This window comes from Vibrio sp. PSi01 (genome assembly GCF_054960695.1).
Window position 1 is genome coordinate 68237 of record NZ_JBHNYN010000008.1, and the last position, 20999, is coordinate 89235.

The 20999-nt window shown below is 43.7% G+C and carries 16 protein-coding genes and 1 other RNA gene; 10 read left to right on the forward strand and 7 right to left on the reverse strand.

The window, feature by feature from the left end; genetic code table 11:
- Positions 1–367: 367 nt before the first annotated feature.
- The 4 genes from guaA to ACFI6G_RS13035 all read left to right on the forward strand — a co-directional run bounded on the left by guaA (position 368) and on the right by ACFI6G_RS13035 (position 6951).
- Positions 368–1921, forward strand: coding sequence for a glutamine-hydrolyzing GMP synthase (gene guaA, locus ACFI6G_RS13020; protein ID WP_010440596.1), 1554 nt, complete (start codon positions 368–370; stop codon positions 1919–1921).
- 288 nt (positions 1922–2209) lie between these two features.
- Positions 2210–3892 carry a chitinase gene (locus tag ACFI6G_RS13025; RefSeq protein ID WP_102424093.1) on the forward strand — a complete coding sequence of 561 codons (1683 nt, stop codon included), beginning with the start codon at positions 2210–2212 and terminating at the stop codon, positions 3890–3892.
- 335 nt (positions 3893–4227) lie between these two features.
- Entirely contained in the window at positions 4228–5778 is a 1551-nt protein-coding gene (locus ACFI6G_RS13030) for a Na+/H+ antiporter NhaC family protein (RefSeq protein ID WP_010440609.1), read from the forward strand.
- A gap of 579 nt (positions 5779–6357) precedes the next feature.
- On the forward strand, positions 6358–6951 hold the full coding sequence (locus tag ACFI6G_RS13035; RefSeq protein WP_010440610.1) for an acetate uptake transporter: 594 nt from the start codon (positions 6358–6360) through the stop codon (positions 6949–6951).
- 159 nt (positions 6952–7110) lie between these two features.
- Here the strand turns inward: ACFI6G_RS13035 and ACFI6G_RS13040 are convergent, their stop codons facing one another.
- The 4 genes from ACFI6G_RS13040 to ACFI6G_RS13055 form a co-directional block, all read right to left on the reverse strand.
- On the reverse strand, positions 7111–8658 hold the full coding sequence (locus tag ACFI6G_RS13040; RefSeq protein ID WP_016767148.1) for an alanine/glycine:cation symporter family protein: 1548 nt from the start codon (positions 8656–8658) through the stop codon (positions 7111–7113).
- A gap of 470 nt (positions 8659–9128) precedes the next feature.
- Positions 9129–10499 (reverse strand): MBL fold metallo-hydrolase RNA specificity domain-containing protein, encoded by a 1371-nt coding sequence (locus ACFI6G_RS13045; protein ID WP_016767149.1) that lies wholly within the window; start codon positions 10497–10499, stop codon positions 9129–9131.
- A gap of 146 nt (positions 10500–10645) precedes the next feature.
- Positions 10646–11413: a 1-acylglycerol-3-phosphate O-acyltransferase gene (locus ACFI6G_RS13050; protein ID WP_462710293.1), complete on the reverse strand. Its 768-nt coding sequence runs from the start codon at positions 11411–11413 to the stop codon at positions 10646–10648.
- A gap of 197 nt (positions 11414–11610) precedes the next feature.
- On the reverse strand, positions 11611–12549 hold the full coding sequence (locus ACFI6G_RS13055) for a hypothetical protein (RefSeq protein ID WP_102277604.1): 939 nt from the start codon (positions 12547–12549) through the stop codon (positions 11611–11613).
- A gap of 265 nt (positions 12550–12814) precedes the next feature.
- On the opposite strand from ACFI6G_RS13055, the gene ACFI6G_RS13060 reads away from it, so the two are divergent.
- The 4 genes from ACFI6G_RS13060 (at position 12815) to ACFI6G_RS13075 (ending at position 18398) form a co-directional block, all read left to right on the forward strand.
- Positions 12815–14527: a class I SAM-dependent methyltransferase gene (locus tag ACFI6G_RS13060; RefSeq protein ID WP_016784814.1), complete on the forward strand. Its 1713-nt coding sequence runs from the start codon at positions 12815–12817 to the stop codon at positions 14525–14527.
- Positions 14528–14573: 46 nt separating this feature from the next.
- Positions 14574–15302, forward strand: a complete 729-nt coding sequence (locus ACFI6G_RS13065) for a DUF429 domain-containing protein (RefSeq protein WP_010440627.1) — start codon at positions 14574–14576, stop codon at positions 15300–15302.
- Positions 15303–15384: 82 nt separating this feature from the next.
- A complete protein-coding gene (locus ACFI6G_RS13070; RefSeq protein WP_462710294.1) occupies positions 15385–16212 on the forward strand; it encodes a M15 family metallopeptidase in 828 nt (275 codons plus the stop codon).
- 305 nt (positions 16213–16517) lie between these two features.
- The gene (locus tag ACFI6G_RS13075; RefSeq protein ID WP_010440630.1) at positions 16518–18398 is read left to right on the forward strand and encodes an ATP-dependent zinc protease family protein; all 1881 of its coding nucleotides are present in this window, start codon (positions 16518–16520) and stop codon (positions 18396–18398) included.
- A gap of 191 nt (positions 18399–18589) precedes the next feature.
- Here the strand turns inward: ACFI6G_RS13075 and ssrA are convergent.
- Together ssrA and smpB are read right to left on the reverse strand one after the other, a co-directional pair.
- Positions 18590–18956, reverse strand: a transfer-messenger RNA (tmRNA) gene (ssrA, locus tag ACFI6G_RS13080).
- Between the two features lie 66 nt (positions 18957–19022).
- Positions 19023–19508 (reverse strand): SsrA-binding protein SmpB, encoded by a 486-nt coding sequence (smpB, locus tag ACFI6G_RS13085; protein WP_004735156.1) that lies wholly within the window; start codon positions 19506–19508, stop codon positions 19023–19025.
- A gap of 119 nt (positions 19509–19627) precedes the next feature.
- Here smpB and ACFI6G_RS13090 point away from each other — a divergent pair, with 119 nt between their 5' ends.
- Together ACFI6G_RS13090 and ACFI6G_RS13095 are read left to right on the forward strand one after the other, a co-directional pair.
- Positions 19628–20056, forward strand: coding sequence for an SRPBCC family protein (locus tag ACFI6G_RS13090; protein ID WP_010438915.1), 429 nt, complete (start codon positions 19628–19630; stop codon positions 20054–20056).
- A 3-nt stretch (positions 20057–20059) separates the two neighbouring features.
- Positions 20060–20371 carry an RnfH family protein gene (locus ACFI6G_RS13095; protein WP_010438916.1) on the forward strand — a complete coding sequence of 104 codons (312 nt, stop codon included), beginning with the start codon at positions 20060–20062 and terminating at the stop codon, positions 20369–20371.
- Positions 20372–20570: 199 nt separating this feature from the next.
- On the opposite strand, the gene bamE is transcribed toward ACFI6G_RS13095, so the two are convergent.
- Positions 20571–20930 (reverse strand): outer membrane protein assembly factor BamE, encoded by a 360-nt coding sequence (gene bamE, locus ACFI6G_RS13100; protein WP_010438918.1) that lies wholly within the window; start codon positions 20928–20930, stop codon positions 20571–20573.
- Between the last annotated feature and the right edge of the window lie 69 nt (positions 20931–20999).

The following is a 20999-nucleotide window of genomic DNA, read 5'->3' on the forward strand; positions in this document are numbered from 1 at the left end:
AACGTTTGAATAATGTGCTGATTTAGTCGGCACATTAATATACCAATCGTAGTAAATAACGGGTCATCCTAGCTTGTTAAAAAGCTCGATAACTTCGTTAGAATTTTTGATTGTAGAATAACTACTTATCAGAACTCTTTGTCGAATAGAGCAGCCTTGTTCTCAAGCTTTTTTCCTGCGCTATTCCTGAACACTTACTTACTGTGATTGGTATTATATCTACCGCTTGTTTTGTTTAGAGAGTGATTCTCACAAAACATCGCCTTACAGATAACCTACGAAAACGTTTGCTTTATTTCTTGAAGAGTTAATCAGAGGTGAGTAAACTCGCCTCCGTTTTATCACATAGCCAATAAGACTACTTACAATGACTAAAAATATTCATGACCAACGTATTCTAATTCTGGACTTCGGTTCTCAATACACACAGCTAGTTGCTCGTCGTATTCGTGAGATCGGTGTTTACTGTGAACTTTGGAGCTGGGACGTAGAAGAAGCGGATATTCGTGAATTCAATCCAGACGGCATTATCCTATCTGGCGGCCCTGAAAGTGTAACGGAAGAGAATTCTCCACGTGCACCTCAGTACGTATTTGATTCAGGTGTTCCTGTCTTCGGTATTTGCTACGGCATGCAAACTATGGCTGAGCAACTTGGCGGTAAAGTAGCGACGTCTACTGAACGCGAGTTCGGCTACGCAGCTGTACAAGTGACTGGCGAATCAGCACTTTTCGCTGACCTTGAGACGACTCAAGATGTTTGGATGAGCCACGGTGACAAAGTGGTTGAGATCCCTGCTGATTTCACAAAGATCGCTGAAACAGACACTTGCCCATACGCTGCAATGGCAAATGAAGATAAGAAGTACTACGGCGTACAATTCCACCCAGAAGTAACACACACTAAGAACGGCCTAAAAATGCTTGAGAACTTTGTTCTTAATGCATGTGGTTGTGAAGGTCTGTGGACTCCAGCTTCAATCATTGAAGATGCAGTTGCACGTATTAAAGAACAAGTAGGTGACGACGAAGTTATCCTTGGTCTTTCTGGTGGTGTTGATTCATCAGTAGTAGCAATGCTTGCTCACCGAGCGATCGGCGACAAACTAACATGTGTATTTGTAGATAACGGCCTTCTTCGTTTAAACGAAGGTGAGCAGGTTATGGAGATGTTCGGCAATAAGTTTGGCCTAAACATCATCAAAGTAGATGCTGAAGAGCGTTTCCTTAACGCTCTGGAAGGCGAAGCTGAACCAGAAGCGAAACGTAAGATCATCGGCCACGTATTCGTAGATATCTTCGATGAAGAATCTAAGAAACTGAAGAATGCTAAGTGGCTTGCTCAGGGTACTATCTACCCAGACGTAATCGAGTCTGCTGCATCTAAGACAGGTAAAGCACACGTAATCAAATCTCACCACAACGTTGGCGGCCTTCCTGATGATATGGAAATGGGCCTTGTTGAGCCTCTACGTGAGCTGTTTAAAGATGAAGTACGTAAGATCGGCTTAGAGCTTGGTCTTCCATACAACATGCTTTACCGCCACCCATTCCCGGGTCCAGGTCTAGGTGTTCGTGTACTTGGCGAAGTGAAGAAAGAGTACTGTGATTTACTGCGTCGTGCTGATGCTATCTTCATTGAAGAGCTTCACGCTGCTGACCTTTACCACAAAGTATCTCAAGCATTCACGGTATTCCTACCAGTACGTTCAGTTGGCGTAATGGGTGATGGCCGTAAGTACGATTGGGTTGTATCTCTACGCGCAGTAGAAACTATCGACTTCATGACTGCTCACTGGGCACACCTACCATACGACTTCCTAGGTAAGGTTTCTAACCGTATTATCAACGAAGTTAACGGCATTTCACGTGTTGTTTACGATATTTCTGGTAAGCCACCAGCAACTATCGAGTGGGAATAATCTTTTAGAGATTTAACCAGCTTTGATTAAGATCTTAAGCCTCGAACTCAGTTCGGGGCTTTTTTCTTTTTGATTCAGGGTATTAAAGAGCCATATCTAACCTCTAGAAACCAAATGGGTTGGAAATTAGATATCAGCTCAAGAAACCATGAGACGCTTTGTTGTATGAGCTATATATCAAAAATATCACTCGCAATTTTTATAAATTCATACAGCAACGGCTATGGTATTTCGCGTGTGAAGCATACTCTTTGATGGACTTATTAAGGACAGATAAGAGAATCCATCATGTTAAAAATCAAATATTTGGCGACAGTGCTCGGCTGCACATTGGCTGCGCAAAGTCATGCGTCTTTGAATATCCAACCTGATCCGCAAAACCCGAATGGTTACCTTGTTGAAAAGTCGGCATTACAAGCTGCTGAACAAGCGAAAACATCCGATCCTATGTATGCGATCTGGTCACAGGTATTACAAACTCGTCCCAATAGTGTTGTTGAAGCTATAGAGCCGGGCTTAGCCTCGAATCCTGAAAACGTAAAACGAGTCGAACGTGTATTCCCTCAATCTGAATGGAACTTCCTCACTCAGATGGCTGCACCAGAATACACCTACACTCGTTTCTTACGTGCGATTGGTAAATTCCCCGCTTTCTGTGGAGAGTACACCGATGGTCGTGACTCCGACGCTATCTGTAAAAAATCCATTATCACGGCCTTTGCTCATTTCTCACAAGAGACGGGTGGCCACATCGCGATAGACAACACCTCTGATAACCCATTAGCGCTAGAAGAGTGGCAGCAAGCGTTGGTACATGTTCGTGAAATGGGCTGGTCTGAAGGCCAAGAGGGCTACACTACGGGTTGTGGTCAGAACGATTGGCAAAATGCTCGCTGGCCATGTGCCGCGGGGCAGGGTTACTTTGGGCGAGGTGCCAAGCAGCTTTCTTACCATTTTAATTACGGTGCGTTCTCTGAAGTGATGTTCGATGGTGATGCAACGGTGTTACTGAATAATCCGGGCTTAGTCGCTGATTCTTGGCTGAACTTGGCTTCTGCTATCTGGTTCTTCCTTACTCCTCAAGCACCTAAACCAGCAATGCTGCACGTTATCGACCGCACTTGGACGCCATCTCAGCGCGAATTAGATGCGGGCATTGGTTATGGGTTTGGTACCACGATCAATGTGATTAATGGTGGTATTGAATGTGGGGAGCAGAACAAAGATAAAGGCCAACCGGTTAACCGTATTCGTTATTGGGAAGGGTTAGCAGCACACTATGAAATCCCTGTAGAAGCGGATGAAGCTAATACTTGTTGGCAACAAACGCCTTACGGAAGCTTGAACCTCAATGGAGCAACCGATGTGTTGTACACCAACTGGGATGGCAACTGGAAATACTACGCAGACCGCCCAGAAGGTTATTCATTTGAATGTGAGCTTGTTGGTTTCCAAACTGCATACTCTGCCTTGGTTGCTGGAGATTACGAGAAGTGTGTGACCAATTTTTATGGTTCTCATGCGAGCTGGCCTGAAGTGAAGGTGGTCGAAAAGCTTGATCCGGTAGACCCTGGTACTGATCCGGGTGGTAATGGTTGGAGTGCGACTAAGGTTTACAACGCGGGTGACCAAGTGACTCACTATGGTGCGACTTACGAAGCGAAATGGTGGACACAAGGGGATGACCCTGCCAATGGCGGCCCTTGGAAGTTGCTTACTGGAGATCCGACACCACCCGTCGTCACAGACCCGTCGCCAGTCGATCCAGTTCCGGTAGAACCAACACCGGTTGAGCCGCCTGTCGTCGTTGACCCATCGGTATTTATTACATGGCAAGCAGGTGTCAGCCAGGTGAGTAATGGTGACAAGGTGACACATAACGGCAAGTGCTTCGTAGCTAAAAACGGTCCGGGTGTTTGGGAAAGCCCCGTACAGTCGAATTGGTTCTGGGATGAAATTAGTTGTCAGTGATCTGTCATTATTAATCAACCTCTGCTTTAGATTGGCTTACTAAGCTGACCCGTGTTGTTCAAAAGCCGAAAGTTATGACTTTCGGCTTTTTTATTGCGCCTTCTCACCATGAGAGTTGAGAAGCCACACTATCCACACTATCAAACACTGAGTTGAATAATGACTCCTACTTTCTTTCATTAAGGAAATCGTTTCAGGTAGGTTGCTCTGCACTCTCGTTAATAAGAGGATTATTTAACTAGTTATGAAATAAAGTTCTGTACAAATGACTCTTGTGAATTTATATTCATTTTTTAATTATATTTATTCTTTTATTTTAGGGTTAAGGTGTACCTATGGAACAGACAGATATCACGTCACTCATCCCCATTGTGATTACTTTGGTGTTGTCATTGGCGACAAGGAATGTAGTGATCGGCCTTTTTGCTGGCGTATTGAGTGGTGTAGCAATGCTCACCGGTATGTTTAGTGAACTTAATCCTCTTGATACGTTCGGCACTATGGTGAAAGGCTATCTGGTACCTCAACTGACCGATAGCTATAATGCAGGTGTGATTATGCTTTTGATTTTCATCGGCGGTTTTGTTGCTTTGATGGAAAAGTCCGGTGGTGGTGTCGCATTCGCAAAGCGGGTGACTCAGTGGGTAAGCAATAAATGCCAAGCTCAAGTGTCTGCTTGGTTAGGTGGAATTGTTATATTTTTCTCAGACTTAGGCACTCCTTTAATTGTCGGCCCTGTTTTTCGTCCCCTTTTCGATAAACTGAAACTTTCAAGACAGAAGCTAGCATTCATTATTGACTCAACCTCCTCTCCCGTCGCGATTCTTATCCCTTTTATTGGCTGGGGTGTTTATATCATGGGGTTGATTCAAAAAGAGTTTACCGCTTTGAATGTCAACATGTCGGATTGGGATGCTTTCATCGGCGCGATTCCTTTTCAGTTCTACGCTTTCTTAGCGATCTTTATTGTTCCTTTAGTTTCTTTTAAAGGTTTAGACTTCGGACCAATGGCAAAGGCAGAGCGTGATTGCCAAGCGGGTCTTTGTTCTGGTGCGAATAATGAGTCCTTGAATCCTTTCTCGCATAAAAATGCAAAAGCATCTTTTGTTTGGGCACCGCTACTCGTGATGGTCGTTGTATTGTTCACCATGTTGGTTCCGCAAGGCTTCCCGTTCCAAAAGGTTGCAGGTTCGTCATTCAGAGCGGCTTTATCATCGGCTTATTTTTTTGCTGCGATTACCTTGATCTCGCTAATGGCTTATTACGGTGTAAGAAAATTGTCTGATGGTGTTTCGGTGTATTTAAAGGGCATGGGAAATATGATGCCTGTAGCGATCATTCTTGTATTGGCATGGGCGTTAAGCACCGTCGGTAAAGAGTTAGGCGCCGCGGCTTATATTGCAGAACAAGCACAAAGTGGCTTTCCTTACTGGTTAGTGCCTGCCGTCGCTTTTTTGTTGTCGGCGATTATTTCATTCGCAACGGGATCGTCGTGGGGAACCTTCGCGATTATGATGCCATTGGTTATTCCAACCGCTTTTGCGATTGATGCGCCTTTACTAGTGGCAATCGGTGCTGTGTTGTCGGGAGGTTTGTTTGGGGATCACTGTTCACCGATCTCTGAAACAACCATTCTTTCTTCAACTGGCGCAGGGTGTGATCAATTTGAACACTTTAAGACTCAACTTCCTTATGCGTTGATGAATGGCTCTATCGCATTGGTGAGCTTTGTTGTGGCAGGCTTTACGGGAAGTACATGGGTTGTGCTAGGAGCTCTGATTGCTCAGCTTATCCTTGTGACTCTGTTAGCCAAGTACGATGCGAGTAAAAACACTTCTTCAGAAGTTCAACCTCAAGTGTCTGAATCTAAAACACAACAAGCGTAATTTAAGATTACAGAAGAGGGCGAGATTCCAGATATCTCGTCCCTCGATTCTGGAATGACGATCCAATGAGTAGATACGGGATGCGAGTAAACGAGTAACGAAAAGCTCGCCATCTGTTGCCTACGTTTGCTATTAAGGGTGCGCTTACTCAAATCTAAAGACTCTTTTCGCATCCCCATCTCGTTTATCGTACCTAAAAAAACCTCGTCATTCCCCACAGTAAGTAACGAACGTGACAGAGGGCTTTTGTGTGCCGCAAGTGCTCATATCGAAGAGTAGATTCCAGATATCCCGTCCCTCGATTCTAGAGTGACGTAGCACCAGGCTTTGTCTCATTGCCTCAACACTTACCTCACTCGTCATTCCTTACAGTGAGGAACGAACGTGATAGGGAATCTGTTTATTGATAGTTTCGGTGAATTGAATAGGTTCATTATGAAACCTATTTTCCATAAGATCATTTGTACAATCTTAGTTTTCGATAACTGGATTACCTAGTTGTACGGTTTATAGATTAAAATTTTCTGATAATTTTTATCGTTTTTTTTTAATCAACCACTTTAATAAGGTAAATTCGTAATGTCGACCAAACTAGCTAACCCAGCGCCACTAGGCTTAATGGGTTTCGGTATGACCACCATTCTTCTTAATATCCACAACGCAGGTTTCTTCCCAATCGATTCTATGATTCTTGCAATGGGTATTTTTTACGGTGGTTTGAGCCAAGTTATCGTGGGCACTATGTGTTTCAAACGTGGTGACACGTTCGGTACAACTGCGTTTACTTCTTACGGCCTATTCTGGTTGTCTTTGGTTGGTTTGATTGTAATGCCTTACATGGGCCTTCCAGCAAGCCCTGCTGCATTCATGGGTTGGTACCTATTACTATGGGGTATCTTCACAGGCTTCATGTTCATCGGTTCTCTATGTTACCCAGTTGCGAAGCAAGTAGTATTCGGTTCACTAACTATCTTGTTCTTCCTACTAGCCGCTCGTGATTTCACTGGCAGCGAACTAATCGGCACTATCGCTGGTTTTGAAGGTATTTTCTGTGGCGCTTCAGCTATCTACTTTGCAATGGCACAAGTAATCAACAACGAATACGGCCGCACAGTATTGCCTATCGGTGAGAAGAAAGCACCTCAAATGGCAACACAAGAAATCGCTGCTTAATGCTCTAACTCGGGAACAGTTAGTTTGTTATAAGCCGTTTATTGGTTATGAACAAAACAAAAGGGGTTAGCCGAAATGGCTAACCCCTTTTTTATGCGTTATTAATAGAGCCAGTTAAAGAGGTCTATTTGTTAAAGCAATCTATTTGTTAAGGCGAGTTTAAGCTGAAGGTTGCTCTACAGGTTTAGTGTCTGCAGTTTCAGCTTCAGGAGATTTTCCTGTTTTACGCTTGTACTTCTCTTCCCAGTAGGTAGCACCTTTAATGCCTAGTTTTACAGGGTTGAACGTGTACTCAGTGACGCCTTGTTTCTGCTGTTCTTCGTAGTCTGCAAGAGCTTTAAGCGCAGGCTTAGACATGAAGAAGATGATCAGAATACCGACAATGTTTAACCACGCCATCAAACCAACACCAACATCACCCATTGCCCATGCAAGGTTAGCTGTTTTAACTGTGCCATAGAAAACGGCAGTAATAAGAACAAGCTTAAGTACGAACATCATACCAGGAATTTTGATAGTACGACGTAGGTAAGCAATATTCGTTTCTGCGATGTAGTAGTAAGCAAGAATTGTTGTAAATGCGAAGAAGAACAGAGCAAATGCGATGAACGGCTTACCAATGCCTGGTAGTGCACTTTCAATAGCAAGCTGTGTAAATACAGGACCGTTGGCACCAATGTTTGCTGCTAGGTTCTGAACAAGGAACACACCTTCAGCGCCGCCGTGAACGTTGTAAGCACCAGTGATGATGATCATGAACGCTGTAGCTGAACATACTAAAAGTGTATCGATGTAGATAGAGAACGCTTGTACCAAACCTTGCTGAGCTGGGTGATCAACACTTGCAGCCGCAGCCGCGTGAGGACCTGTACCTTGACCCGCTTCGTTTGAGTAAACACCACGCTTAACACCCCAACCAATTGCAGCACCGAAGCCTGCCATAGGTGTGAATGCATCGCCAATGATCATTGCGAAAACCGTTGGCACTTGGCCGATGTTTAGCAGAATGATAACGAACGCGATGATGATGTAAGCCAGTGCCATGAATGGAACAACGATTTGTGTGAAGTTCGCAATACGTTTAACACCACCAAAGATGATGAACGCTAGGATAATAGCAACTACAGTACCAGTGAAAATTTTAGCGAAACTGAATGTACCGATAGCTGTTTCAATCATGTCACCTGAGCCAAATGCAGCTTCTACAGCATTACCAATACTGTTTGACTGAACACCTGGAAGCAAAATACCACATGCAAAAATAGTCGCGATAGCAAAGATCCAAGCGTACCATTTTTGACCCATCGCTTTTTCGATGTAGTAAGCCGGACCACCACGGAACTGGCCTTCATCTTCTTCTTTGTAGATTTGCGCTAGCGTTGATTCTGCGTAAGCTGTTGCAGCGCCAAAGAAAGCCACTACCCACATCCAGAATACTGCACCTGGGCCGCCGAAACCGATAGCGGCAGCAACACCAGCAATGTTACCTGTACCGACACGGCCAGATAGAGAAACGGCCAGAGCTTGGAAAGACGAGATGCCTTTTGACGAGCTTTTACCCGATAGTAGCAAGCGCCACATTTCAAAGAAGTGACGGATTTGAACAAATCGAGTCATGATGGAGTAGAACAAACCTGCACCTAAACATAGGTAGATAAGTACTGGACTCCAGATTATTCCATTCAAAAAATCAACGAATGACTGCATGAGTATTTTCCCTGTTAGTTTTGCTTATGATTGTTTTTCGAACAACACAATACTTCACTTGTAACCCGAGTGTTAAATTATTTAACTGCTTATTAGGATTACTGTGACATAAAGCATGTTACAGGGAGTGTTTGTTAACGCTTAGTGCTAATTTGATAATCGTTTCATTAAAATTGATATGCAATTAGTTGTTTTTAGTGTCGGTTTGTAAAGTGAATAAATAGTGATTAATACAAATTTTCGAAACTCACAATATGTGTCAGAAGGGAAAGTAGAAGAAAAATGAGAGGAAACGTTGTTCAGTACTAATGACTGTTAACACATTACGACGGTAAAGACGCAAGAATATATCACCGATATAGTGAGATTAGGCAGGTTTAAGGGGAGGTATTATTTAAAATATCAGTAGTGATTTTTAGAACTTTCCGTAAGGATTACCGTAATCAGAAATCGTGAATCAATCGCCTGTTTTAAACGACTTTAAATCCTTTCCCAACCAAAGCTTGAGCGAACTCAGACTGAGTGTTTGGATCTCCGTGAATCAAATGTACCTCTTTGGGTGGCACGGTTATTTCTTCTATAAATCGATTGAGATCATCTTTATCAGCATGGGCAGAGTAGCCAGACATGCCATGAATTTGAGCATTGACCTCAACGTGTTGGTTATCGATGGAAACCTGTTTCTCTCCTTGTTGTAGCTCTCGCCCGAGCGTTCCGTGAGCTTGATAGCCTGCTAAAATTACATCGGTGCGTTTATCGGGAAGTAAAGCTGATAAGTAGTTCATTATCCTGCCGCCCTGACACATCCCAGAAGCTGCGACCACAATTGCGGGTTCACCTGTCGAACGCAGGCGATTGACGATTTTCTTGTGCATTCTATGCCCATCAACAGTAATGCATTGCTCAAAAGCGAGTGGGTGACGTTTCAGTTCAAGACGTTGTTTTGCTTCTTGCCCCCACAACTCTTTAAAGCGTCGGTAGGAACGCGTCACTTTCTCTGCCATGGGAGAATCGAGGATGATAGGAATATCGCTACTGAGTTGATGCTTAAAGATCAGGTGTTCGATATCAAACAAAAGCTCTTGTGTTCTACCGACGCTAAAAGCCGGAATTAGAATGACGCCACCATCGAGCAGCGAACGATCAATGATCGCTTTGAGGCGGTCTGAACGAGTAGCAATATCATCATGTTGACTTGTGCCATATGTGGATTCAATAAACAGATAGTCGGCTTGTTGTGGTGGCTTTGGATCGGGCAGAAGTGGTGTGTTACTTGGCCCTAAGTCACCAGAAAAGACCACAATCTCTTGGCTAGATAACTTAATCTCGATATAGGCGGAACCTAAGATGTGCCCAGCAGGTTGAAAGCGAGCATACAGAGTATTTGGCCTATGATGATCCATTCCGTTATTTTGCAGCTTAGGAGCGATTGAAAACCACTCACCATAAGGCTTAGGAGCAATCAACGAATGAATTTTTTTGAGTATGAGTTTTGATTGTTTATGACTGAGCCCTTGCAGTTTTAGCCCGTCTTCAATCATTAAAGGAGCGAGTTCAGCGGTGGCTTGCGTACAATAAATCGGTTGGTTAAAGCCGCTGGCGAGTAACCAAGGTAATCGGCCAATATGGTCAATGTGAGTATGAGTCAGCAGCAGAGCGCTGAGGTGGGACGTTTCAAATTCAATATCAAGAGGGTGTGCGTCTTCCCCTTGAAGCTTTTTACCTTGAAGATCCAAACCTTGAAAAAGGCCACAATCGATGAGCACCGCTTGGCCTGAATCTCTTAGCTCGTGACAAGATCCGGTGACAGTATGTTTGCCACCATGGTGAATCACTTCCATCGTTTACTCCCATTGCTCTATAAAGCCGTTACGCCTGTTTTTATTTTGCGGATAAACGCCAGCAAGTAAAACGAGAACAATGAGAGTTGCGATCGTTGAGTGTCTTTTTAAGTCATTGAGCGATGGCTCAGTGTGTTCGTTGTGATTTAGCTCGTAGAAGAACGGTCTGAATCCAGCTCTGGGTGTTGTTGTTCCTCTAAACGAGCCACTTCGGCATCAAGTTCTGCGATTTTCTCTGCCATGAGTGCGTGACAGCGATTGGCTAACTCTCTTGCGTCGCTGAGCTTGTATCCAGACACATCGATAGGTTCCAGCATCTCGGTGATCACAATGCCATTATTAACTCGGTTGAGGTCAATCTTATTGTGCGTAGTGCTGGTACACACTGGGGTAATAGGTACGCCGGCTTCAATCGCCATCCGGAAAGCCCCTGTTTTGAATGGCAATAATCCACGCCCTTTACTGCGTGTTCCTTCTGGATAAACCCAAACAGACAGATCTCGCTGATGAATCGCTTCTGCCACTTGCTTGATGGTATCGCGTGCTTTGGATTTATCTTCACGATTAATCAGAATGTTACCTGTGATCCAATACAGCAAGCCAAAGAAAGGCACATACAGCAAGTCGCGTTTACCCAGCGAAACAGTACGCGGCCTCAGCATCCCCGGATCGGTGACAAAATCCAATATGCTTTGGTGGTTAGAGATGTAGACGCTTTTTTCTGACGTTGGCGCATTGTCTAGGCCGCGCTGCACCAGTTTTACACCGACGATCTTTTGTAGCTGGTTGAACCAACGACAGAAAACGTACACATGCTTGGGGTTCTTGGGGCTAAACAAGCAGTAAACAAAAGCACAGAGGGTAGTGAAAATAATAAACACCGTAGCCAAAATTATACGAAGAACAGCAAGCACAATTCACTCCTTACTCACCGCAAGATTGCAGTGATTAAATAGTTTTAGATGCTTGAAGTTTTCACTCTATTTAACCGAATTGCAACAATTAACTGTTATAGGGTTCTGTTTTTAGATCTTTATATAAAACAAGGACTAACAATGGGTGTTTGACACGATCATCGAGCTTACACGTGTTCACTAGTAGCGAGGCATGTTCACCAATACTGTTTATTTGGATCCAACTTTTCTACCCATTCTGGATCTTGACGCGATTCCAAGTAGAGTTGTAGACCGTTATAAGACATGAAAGCTGCAGGGCCACCAAGATGTTCGAAATAGTCAAAATAATCATCTTCGAGTGAACAAAGGTGAGCTAAATCTTTAACGTTATTCATCATTGCCCATTGAATAGCGAACACCGGAGCCGTCGAACCTGAAATGCTGACTTCTTCGACATTTGGGTTGAACAGTGAATTGGCTTGCTCAAGCTGTATCTCTTCTTGCTCAGACTCTTGCTGTAACACCTCTTCGATGATCTCTGAGCGTTTGGTATTAGAGACATTCTTATTCAGCTTGGCGATTCGAAGCGCGTAGCTAAAACGGTCAGTTGAAACGATGTCGACAAGTTGCGATAGCAGCTCTTTGTCTACGCCCGCAGCCTTGGTGAAGTAGTCGATACACGAATTGATTGAAGCATAACGAGTACCGTCGAATTCAAAGCCACTGGTTTCGTCGTAGGCCTCGATTACAATGTCATCAACCGACAAAGGCCAACCTTTATAGTCAATTCGCTGCTTGGCGATTTGATACATCTTCCAAGCACTGCGCCCAAACCCGCCAAGCGTCGAGCCCGAGAAATCTGAATCAATAAGCTCTTGCTCCGTCCAGTTCTCACCAACCCCTAAGTGCTTTGCATATTTATCGATGAGTGCGTGTTTTATCTGATCGCGCACAGCCCAAATTGAGGTCAGATTCTTTGAGTAGTTAATTCTCGCACACTCATTACAAGCCGGCAGTGCTATCGGTGAGTGACCAATCTTGGCAACAGCTTGCGCTGTCTTAGGAAATTCAACAACATCATTGGAAGGTTCACCACAAAACCAACAGGTGTGGCGTAGGTTGAACGGGGTATCTATATGTGAGTATGTGTTCATTAGTCTAATTCTGCAGGGGGTGAGGTTGGGGTAGCATCAAAATAATTATCCCTGTTCACGTGTCACCTTGCACCTGGTTTGTTTCATTTTCCGTGGAGTTTAATTTTAAGTCGTAGATTACAGGAATCGTCCTATAGATATATATTGATATAAAACAGTGACTAACGATGAATGTTTATGGATGTAGCTGAAGTTACATGTGCCGCTAGTAATCCTGTATGGCCGCCATTACTATGGTGTTAATTTCCTTACTCCAATAGCGCATATGTCCTCATCGATTCCTTTTTACGATAAAAATGCCCACACACTTTGTGAGCAGTACAACTCAGTGACGTTCGAGACGGTACATCAAAGTTGGCAAGCTTATTGGCCCTTAGAGGGTGATAAAGTGCTAGATGTCGGTGCTGGTAGTGGACGTGATGCGTTATGGATGCAGAAAGTTGGGGCTGACGTTATCGCAATAGAACCCAGTGACTCATTACGCGAGCAAGGCTCTGAATATACCGGGCCAAGTGTTACATGGATTGATGACTCACTTCCTTCGCTTGGCCGCACTGAAAACCTCGGAATGCGCTTTGACCTGATACTGGTGAGTGCTGTTTGGATGCACTTAGCCCCGTCCTATCGAGAGCGTGCATTTAGAAAGTTGTCTAACTTATTAGCCCCAAACGGCAAGTTGGTGATTACTCTGCGTCATGGGGAGTTTCAGGATAGTCGAGAAGGGTACCAAGTTTCAGTTGAAGAACTTGAGCGGTTATCAAAAAACAGTGCCTTGTTGGTTCGTCATGTCGATGATAGCCAAGATACTTTGAACCGCAGTGAAGTGTGGTGGCAAACCGTGGTGATGACATTACCTGATGATGGTTCCGGTGACTTGAACAAGGTGCGACACATTATTGTGAATGACAATAAGTCAGCGACATACAAGTTGGCCTTGTTAAGAACCTTACTGAGAATAGCTGATGCTCATTCTGGCGCTGTGATTGATCGAACTGATGGGAAAATCTCACTTCCAATGGGCTTGGTCGCTCTTTATTGGGTTAGACAGTTTAAGCGCTTGATTGATATCGATATAGAAGGCACTGGGATTCAGCAAAATAGCAACACAACGAAGGGACTTGGGTTTGTAAAAGAAGATGGCTGGAACAAACTCAAGCACTTAAGTGCCGATGATCTAGCTATTGGAACTATGTTTTTGGGCGAGGAAGCCAAGGCTTTACAAAAGCTATTTTCACAGACGATTAGCACCATTAAATCAGGGCCTGTGACGTTTATTTATCAAGGCTCGAAAGACAACAGACTATTCGATATATACCCTCCTCAAAAACGACGGAAGAGCCGGGAATCATTGGTCATGGATAGTGAGTTCCTAGAAAGTTTTGGCTATTTCACTCTCGATGAAAGCCTGTGGGAGTGCTTTAGAATCTACCACTCTTGGATTGAACCGCTAGTGGTGAATCAATGGGTCATGGAGATGCAGCGTTTCGAGTTAAACCGACAGCGAAATATCTCATTACAGACTTATCACGACTGCTTGGTATGGATCGATCAAAACCACGACACTCGCGATGTGCGTAAACGTGTCGAGCAACTTAGATCTAATCGTGCCGACATTGTTAGCGTCTGGAGTGGAAAGTCATTGAAAAATGAGTATCACGTTGATCACTGTTTGCCTTTTGCTTACTGGCCAAACAACGATAAGTGGAACCTCTTTCCAACTACGAGCAAAGAGAACCTAAGTAAAAGTGATAAAGTTCCCACAGCGGAAAAGCTTCGTTCGTCTAAGTCTCGGATTCTTGAATGGTGGCAATTGGCGTGGAGCGACTCTGATCATTTTGAACAGCAGTTTTTTTCTGAAGCGGCACTTTCTTTACCCAACATACCAGCACTGTGTCGAGACTTTGAAGAGGTGTTTGATGCAATGGGCTTGCAAGTACGTGGAGTAAAAAGTCGACTTCTGATCAGTGAGTGGAACTGAGCAGAAAATAAACGAGTTATTGAGGCGATTTACTATCAAGACAACAATGAAATACATCGGAATTGATGGCTGCAAGGCGGGGTGGATCGCTTGGATTGTCTCTGGCAATGAGCTACCTACGTTCAAAGTGGTAAACACGCTCGATGAGTTAGTCGATGAACTTGCAGGTTCGACGACGTTAATCGATATGCCGATTGGTTTTAGCGATTCACAGACTCCGGATAGATTATGCGACAAAGCAGCAAGGCGTTTTCTTACCAGCAAACGTGGATCTTCGGTGTTTCCGGTACCGTGTCGTGAGGCGGTTTATCAAACCGATTACATTGCGGCGTGCAGTGCAAATGTGGAGCAGCTTGATAAGAAGTTTTCTAAGCAGACTTGGGGAATTGTGCCCAAGATCCGTGAGCTTGATGAACTCATTGAAGCTCATCCAGATCTTTCTATAAGAGAATCACATCCTGAGGTCGTGTTTGCAGCTTTGAAAGGCGAACCGTTGACCTTTTCCAAACGAACACAAGAAGGCAAAGATGAACGGCTTTCTATTATTCAGCAACTAGCCCCTCAATGGTGTGACGGTTTGTTGTTGGCCATTTCAAACACAAAGCGTAAAGACGTTGCAATAGACGATATTTACGATGCGTTCGTACTTATGCTGGTTGCCTGTCACGCTCCGCAATTATCGACCTTGCCTGAGCTTTCTGATGTTGGTGGAGCTCCTGACACAGATCAGAACGGACGAGTTAGAGAGATTGTTTATTGGAATAAACCGCGCTAACAAAGCGTGCGTTTAGCTTTGTTTAATGTGTTATTTTTCAAACCCTGTTTACTTCCACTCTTATTATTTTTGAGTCTTTGATATGAAACGTTTTTTTGTCGGCTGGCTGGCCACTGTGCTTAGTGCTGCGAGTTATGCTCAAGTTGCCCCTATATCTCAATGGCAATGCGACATGATGAAAAAGAACAATGTCTTGAGTAGCGGTGCCCCCGTTGGTTGTGAGCGATTATCCAAAGTGGATTTCGATTTCGTTAACTTTAAGGGCGAAACGCAGCAGGGGAACATGATTGTGCTTGATGTTGTTGCGCCGGCTGTTGAACAAATCTTTTCAGAGCTCAAACTGCGCAATTTTCCTCTTCATTCCGCTCGTTTAATGCGTGAATTCAGAGGTGACGATAACGCCTCAATGGATGCGAACAACAGCAGTGCGTTTAACGCTCGTCCTATTACAGGCGGAGGAGGTTGGTCGAAACATGCGTATGGTGTGGCAATAGACATCAACCCAGTTCAAAACCCTTTCTTAGCGTTTGATAGCAACGGAAAAATCACGGTAAAGCCTTCAAAATCTGCGACAAGCTATGTGAATCGTACTCGTTTTCGCGCGCGTGATGAAATTGAACGTCGAGGCATGGCAGAAGAAGTGGTTGAGCTGTTCGCCCATCATGGTTTTATGATCTGGGGAGGGGATTGGAATAGCCCAATCGATACTCAACATTTTGAGGTTGGATCAAGAAAGTTCGTTACCCAACTGCTCGATAAACCTCTACCTGAAGCAAAGGTGTTATTTGAGCGTTACATCGAATCTTATCGACAATGTTTAAATAAGAACCACAGTGATTCAAAAAATAAAGGTGAGGACGCAGAAAAAGCTCGCGCTATCTGTGCAAAGAAAACAGTCGGGACTTTTTAGTGCTATGTTTATCTAGAACCGTTTGTGTTTTAGCAAGTTAAGCCTGCTTAAGGTGTGTTTTGAATCGCTAAGGTCAACGTATGTCGTTGGCCTTTTTTATATTCATTTCTTCAATATAACACTAGGCATTAAAAAGGTTATTGGGTATCCATTAGTCAATAATCGATAAGGTATTGCTCTGCAAAGTCATCGGTTTGTCATTGAAAAACTCATAGCGTTAACGTTATGTGAGAACCTGTGCTGGTAGGGGAACTCTTCGCCGAAACGCCAGTATTATTAGTGAACTGATCACAACGGACCAACTAATGAAAAAGATACCTTTGGCTCTAACTCTTCTAAGTACGCTACTTTTTTCACAATATGCTTTGGCTACAGACACTTCGCACACGACTCAAAACCCAACTTATGAATTGGATGGTAAGGCGGTATTAGGCCGTACTGAGAATGTATACCTCTCTAGCGTTCAAGGGCTAAAAGACGTTCCTTTCATTGGCAAAATCGACACTGGTGCAGAAACTACCTCTATGCATGCTGAAGATATTCATGTGAAGAGCACGAATGCCGATTATAAGAATCTTAAAGACAAAGAGTTGATGGCGGCGTTAACCGAAGACTTGTTGAATAATTCCGATGTTGATTACGATGATTGGAATGGCAGTGCCTTTGCGAAATATGAGGCTGTGGTGTCTTTTAAAGTTCAAAACCCGCGCACGGGAGATATGGTATTAATCGAAGCGCCTTTAGAGCGTGTCAGCATGATACGTAGCCGCACCAGCAGCACGCCTTTACTTCGTCCTACCGTAAAAATGTCACTCACCATTGCGGATCAAGAATTAAAAACAGACGTTAACCTTACCGACAGAAGCCATTTTTCAGCACCAGTGCTGATTGGCAAAACTTTTCTTGCTGATAACGCTTTAGTATTTGCGGGCTATGACTACTTGCAAGAGCAGGAAAACGCGACAGTAGTAGGTCGAAAAGAGGTAGTGTCTATTTCAGGAATGGCGATGAATGGGACCTTCTCTTTAAAGAATCGATACAGTATTTTGCATTCAAAAAATATCGATGTAGACAAGAAAAACAATGAAGTCACGTTTGATATGGTCGATAACGACGGTAAGCAAAAAGAAATGACACTGCCATTAGTTCGTATGTTGAGCGTGAGTGGTAAGAAGAGACCTTTGGTGTATGTACCTGTTCAACTCGATGAAAACATCACTAAAGATGTTCTAGTGTACTTACGTGACCGTTCAAGTAGTGAGTCACAGTTGAGGTTTGGAACCAGCACCGCTAGCGAACTTTTCATGATTGATACCAACGCTGAAAATATTCTTTCTGAAGGTTCTGAGAATTTCAGCGAGGTCGCGAAGAAGACTGAGCCACTGATTATCTCACCGGAAGAAGATATCACATTAGATGGTTTCCCTATGAAGGCTGTTGCTTCATTTACTGTCAACACGCCTTTGTTGAAGGTCGACAGTTTTGAAATGACAGGTAAAGGCAAAGATGCTTCTGTTGAATTCTTCCTTATTGATGCGAATGGTGAGCAACAGAAAGTCATTAAGAAAATAATCAAAAAGCTTCGAGTTGGGGATGACGTTCGCCCAGTTGTAAGTGGTGAATTTTTAGGTGCTGGTAAAGTTCGCCAACAAGAATTTGCTATCGACGTACTTAATAGCAACGAGAAAGAGTCCTACTTCGTGTTAGGCAAAAAGATGGCGAAAGATGGGGTGTATGTGAATACTCGATCTGACTACCTTTTGAAATCGGAGCCTTTATTTAAAGTTGGGCACATCGAAGTTGTTGAAGTCAACGGCATGACGTTCCCTGCCAAGTTGGATACTGGCGCGGATGTCAGCTCAATGAATGCAGTCAACATCAAACGATTCAAGAAAGATGGCCAAGACATGGTGAGTTTTACCTACCAAAACAACCAAGGCGATAAGCAAGATTTCACTAAGCCAGTGATTGATGTGATGCGTATTAAAGCCAAGAAAGGCGAGAAGGTGAACATTCGCCCTGTCGTCGAAATGAAGGTTAAGTTAGGTGACTTAGAGAAAGAGGTAAGGGTAAACCTTCAAGATCGCTCTCGCTTTGAATACAGCATGATCCTAGGTAAGAACTTCTTAAAGCACGGCGCAGTAGTGAGCAGTAATGAAGATTACTTGCTGGGCGAGATGGATTAACGCCTGAACTTATCTAAGTTCGTAAGATAACAGTTCTAGACGGCCACACATTTCAGCAACGGGATGTGTGGTTTTTTATTGTTGACGTGCTAAAGGTAAGTCACTGTTAAAAAGAAACTTTCCTTGTTATGGCTAGTAAAATAAAGATAAAAAAAGGGCCAACTCTTTCGAGTTGGCCCTTTCCAAACGTTTGGTGGAGCTGGCGGGAGTTGAACCCGCGTCCAAAAATCATTCATCATTGGTACTACATGCTTAGTCGATCTTTAATTTCACCAGCAACCTGCGAACCGACACGCTAGTTAAAGGCTAACCTGAATTATAATTCGCGCTTTTCCTCTCAGGTGGGAGAATCCGCGCTAGCTAGTTTGGGTTTGATCTCTTATTGGTCCCCGTCTTACGAGCGGAAGCTAGGGTAAGAGAGCTCTGAGCAGGTTATTAAGCTGCTAGTGCGTAGTTTTCGTCGTTTGCGACTATTTTTTTGCGGCTTTTAACGTGGCCAACCGCCCCACGGCATGCACCTCAGACTTCAAAATTCCTGTCGAATCCTAAATCAGCCCCAAGTGTTATTTGCATAGTACCAGAAAAGCTTACCCTGTCTAGCACTGTGCGTTTAAGTGCTTAAAATTAACGCAAATTACTCTTCATAATTCGTGCTTTATCTCTCGCCCAATCTTTTTCTTTCATATCAGTACGTTTATCGTGCAGCTTTTTACCTTTCGCTACGCCAACTTTAATCTTCGCCCAAGAGCGAGACCAGTAAAGCGCGGTTGCGACAAGTGTCATGCCTTCACGGTTAATACGACCGATAAGGTTATCGAGTTCTTTTCTCGACATTAATAGTTTACGGATACGTGTTGGGTTCGCCACGATATGAGTACTCGCTTGAGTTAGCGGAGTAATCGTCATACCACTGATGAATGCTTCGCCATCTCGGATGTATACGTAGCTTTCTGCGATATTGGTTTTGCCTTCACGTAGGGATTTTACTTCCCAGCCTTGTAGCTCAAGCCCCGCTTCTATCTCATCATCGATGAAATATTCGTGGCGAGCTTTCTTATTAAGCGCAATGGTATTACTACCGGCTTTTGATTTTGATTTATTCTTTGCCATAATGGCCTCATTATACGGAATGCGCCCTAGATGGGGAATCCTTTTTATTTGCGCTCTGGCCCAATACAATTAAAATTGCAGTTTGTGTTAATGTAACGCTGTCTTTAACAGGAGTCTATATGCCAAAGGTTACTCGTTCAGCATTAGTGTCTTTTAGTGCCGACCAGATGTTCAGCTTGGTCAATGATGTTGCTCGTTATCCTGAGTTTTTGCCAGGATGTTCTGGTTCTCGTGTGATCGAATCTTCAGATTCCGCGATGGTGGCTTCGGTTGATGTCTCTAAAGCTGGTATCAGTAAAACATTCACTACGTCGAATCGAATGGCGGATGGTGCTGAAATTTTAATGGAGCTGGTAGATGGCCCGTTTAAGAAGCTGGAGGGGGGCTGGTATTTCACTCCTCTAGACGACCAAGCATGTAAGGTTGAACTTAAACTAGAATTTGAATTTTCTAGTCGAATGATTGAAATGGCATTTGGCAAGATTTTCAATGAACTGACAAGCAATATGGTCAGTGCTTTTACTCAACGAGCGAAACAGGTTTACTAAGCCATGACTATTGAATCAGATATGATCCACGTAGAAGTTGTGTTTGCGCTTCCACATGAGCAGCGTGTATTTACCTTAGTGGTAAATAAGAACGCGACCGTTGAAGAGATTATTGCGCAGTCTGGTGTTTTAGAGTTGTATCCAGAAATCGACTTAGCGAAAAATAAAGTTGGCGTATACAGCCGCAACGTTAAGTTAGATGCAACCGTTCGAGATAAAGATCGTATCGAAATTTATCGAGCACTGTTAGCTGATCCCAAAGAGATTCGCCGTAAGCGTGCTGAACAAGCAAAAGCGGCTGCAGCTAAATCGTAATGCTAAACAAATTTGAGTAAGAAGAGAGCTCGCTATATTGGCGAGCTTTTTTGTGTCCGTTAGCCTGAAAATGAAGATTAATTTGTTACAGGATATTAAAAAGCCTGCTCATGTGAGCAGGCTTTTGCGATTCTTACTTTGTCGGCTGAGAGCTTTGTCGACTGATAGCTTTTGACTGGAAAGCTTTGTTGGTTGAAAGCTAGCGAAGGCTTTCGAAGAATTCATCACTGGCTTCAAAATCACCATTGATCGTCACTAAGGTGCCCGTTGCATCAAAGTTAACAACAAGATTTTTTTGAATCGAGTCTTCATGGCCTTTTGTGTGGTGGTAAATGTAGTACCACGTATCTGGGTAGCCATTTTCGATAAGCATAGGTGAGCCCATAACGTAACGAACTTGTGTTTTTGTCATGCCAAACTTCAGCTGATCGACAGCTTCTTGTTCAACATAGTTACCCTGATTGATGTCAATTCGATAAACCAACTTCTCTAGTAGAGAGCAACCGGTCAACATTGTTAGTGCAAGTGGAACTGCAACTAACCACTTTTTAATTCGCATAGTCTGAGATCTTTCTTCGCTAAAATACTGCCTGATAATAAACAAGCTCCAGCAAGAAGTAAAAAGCTC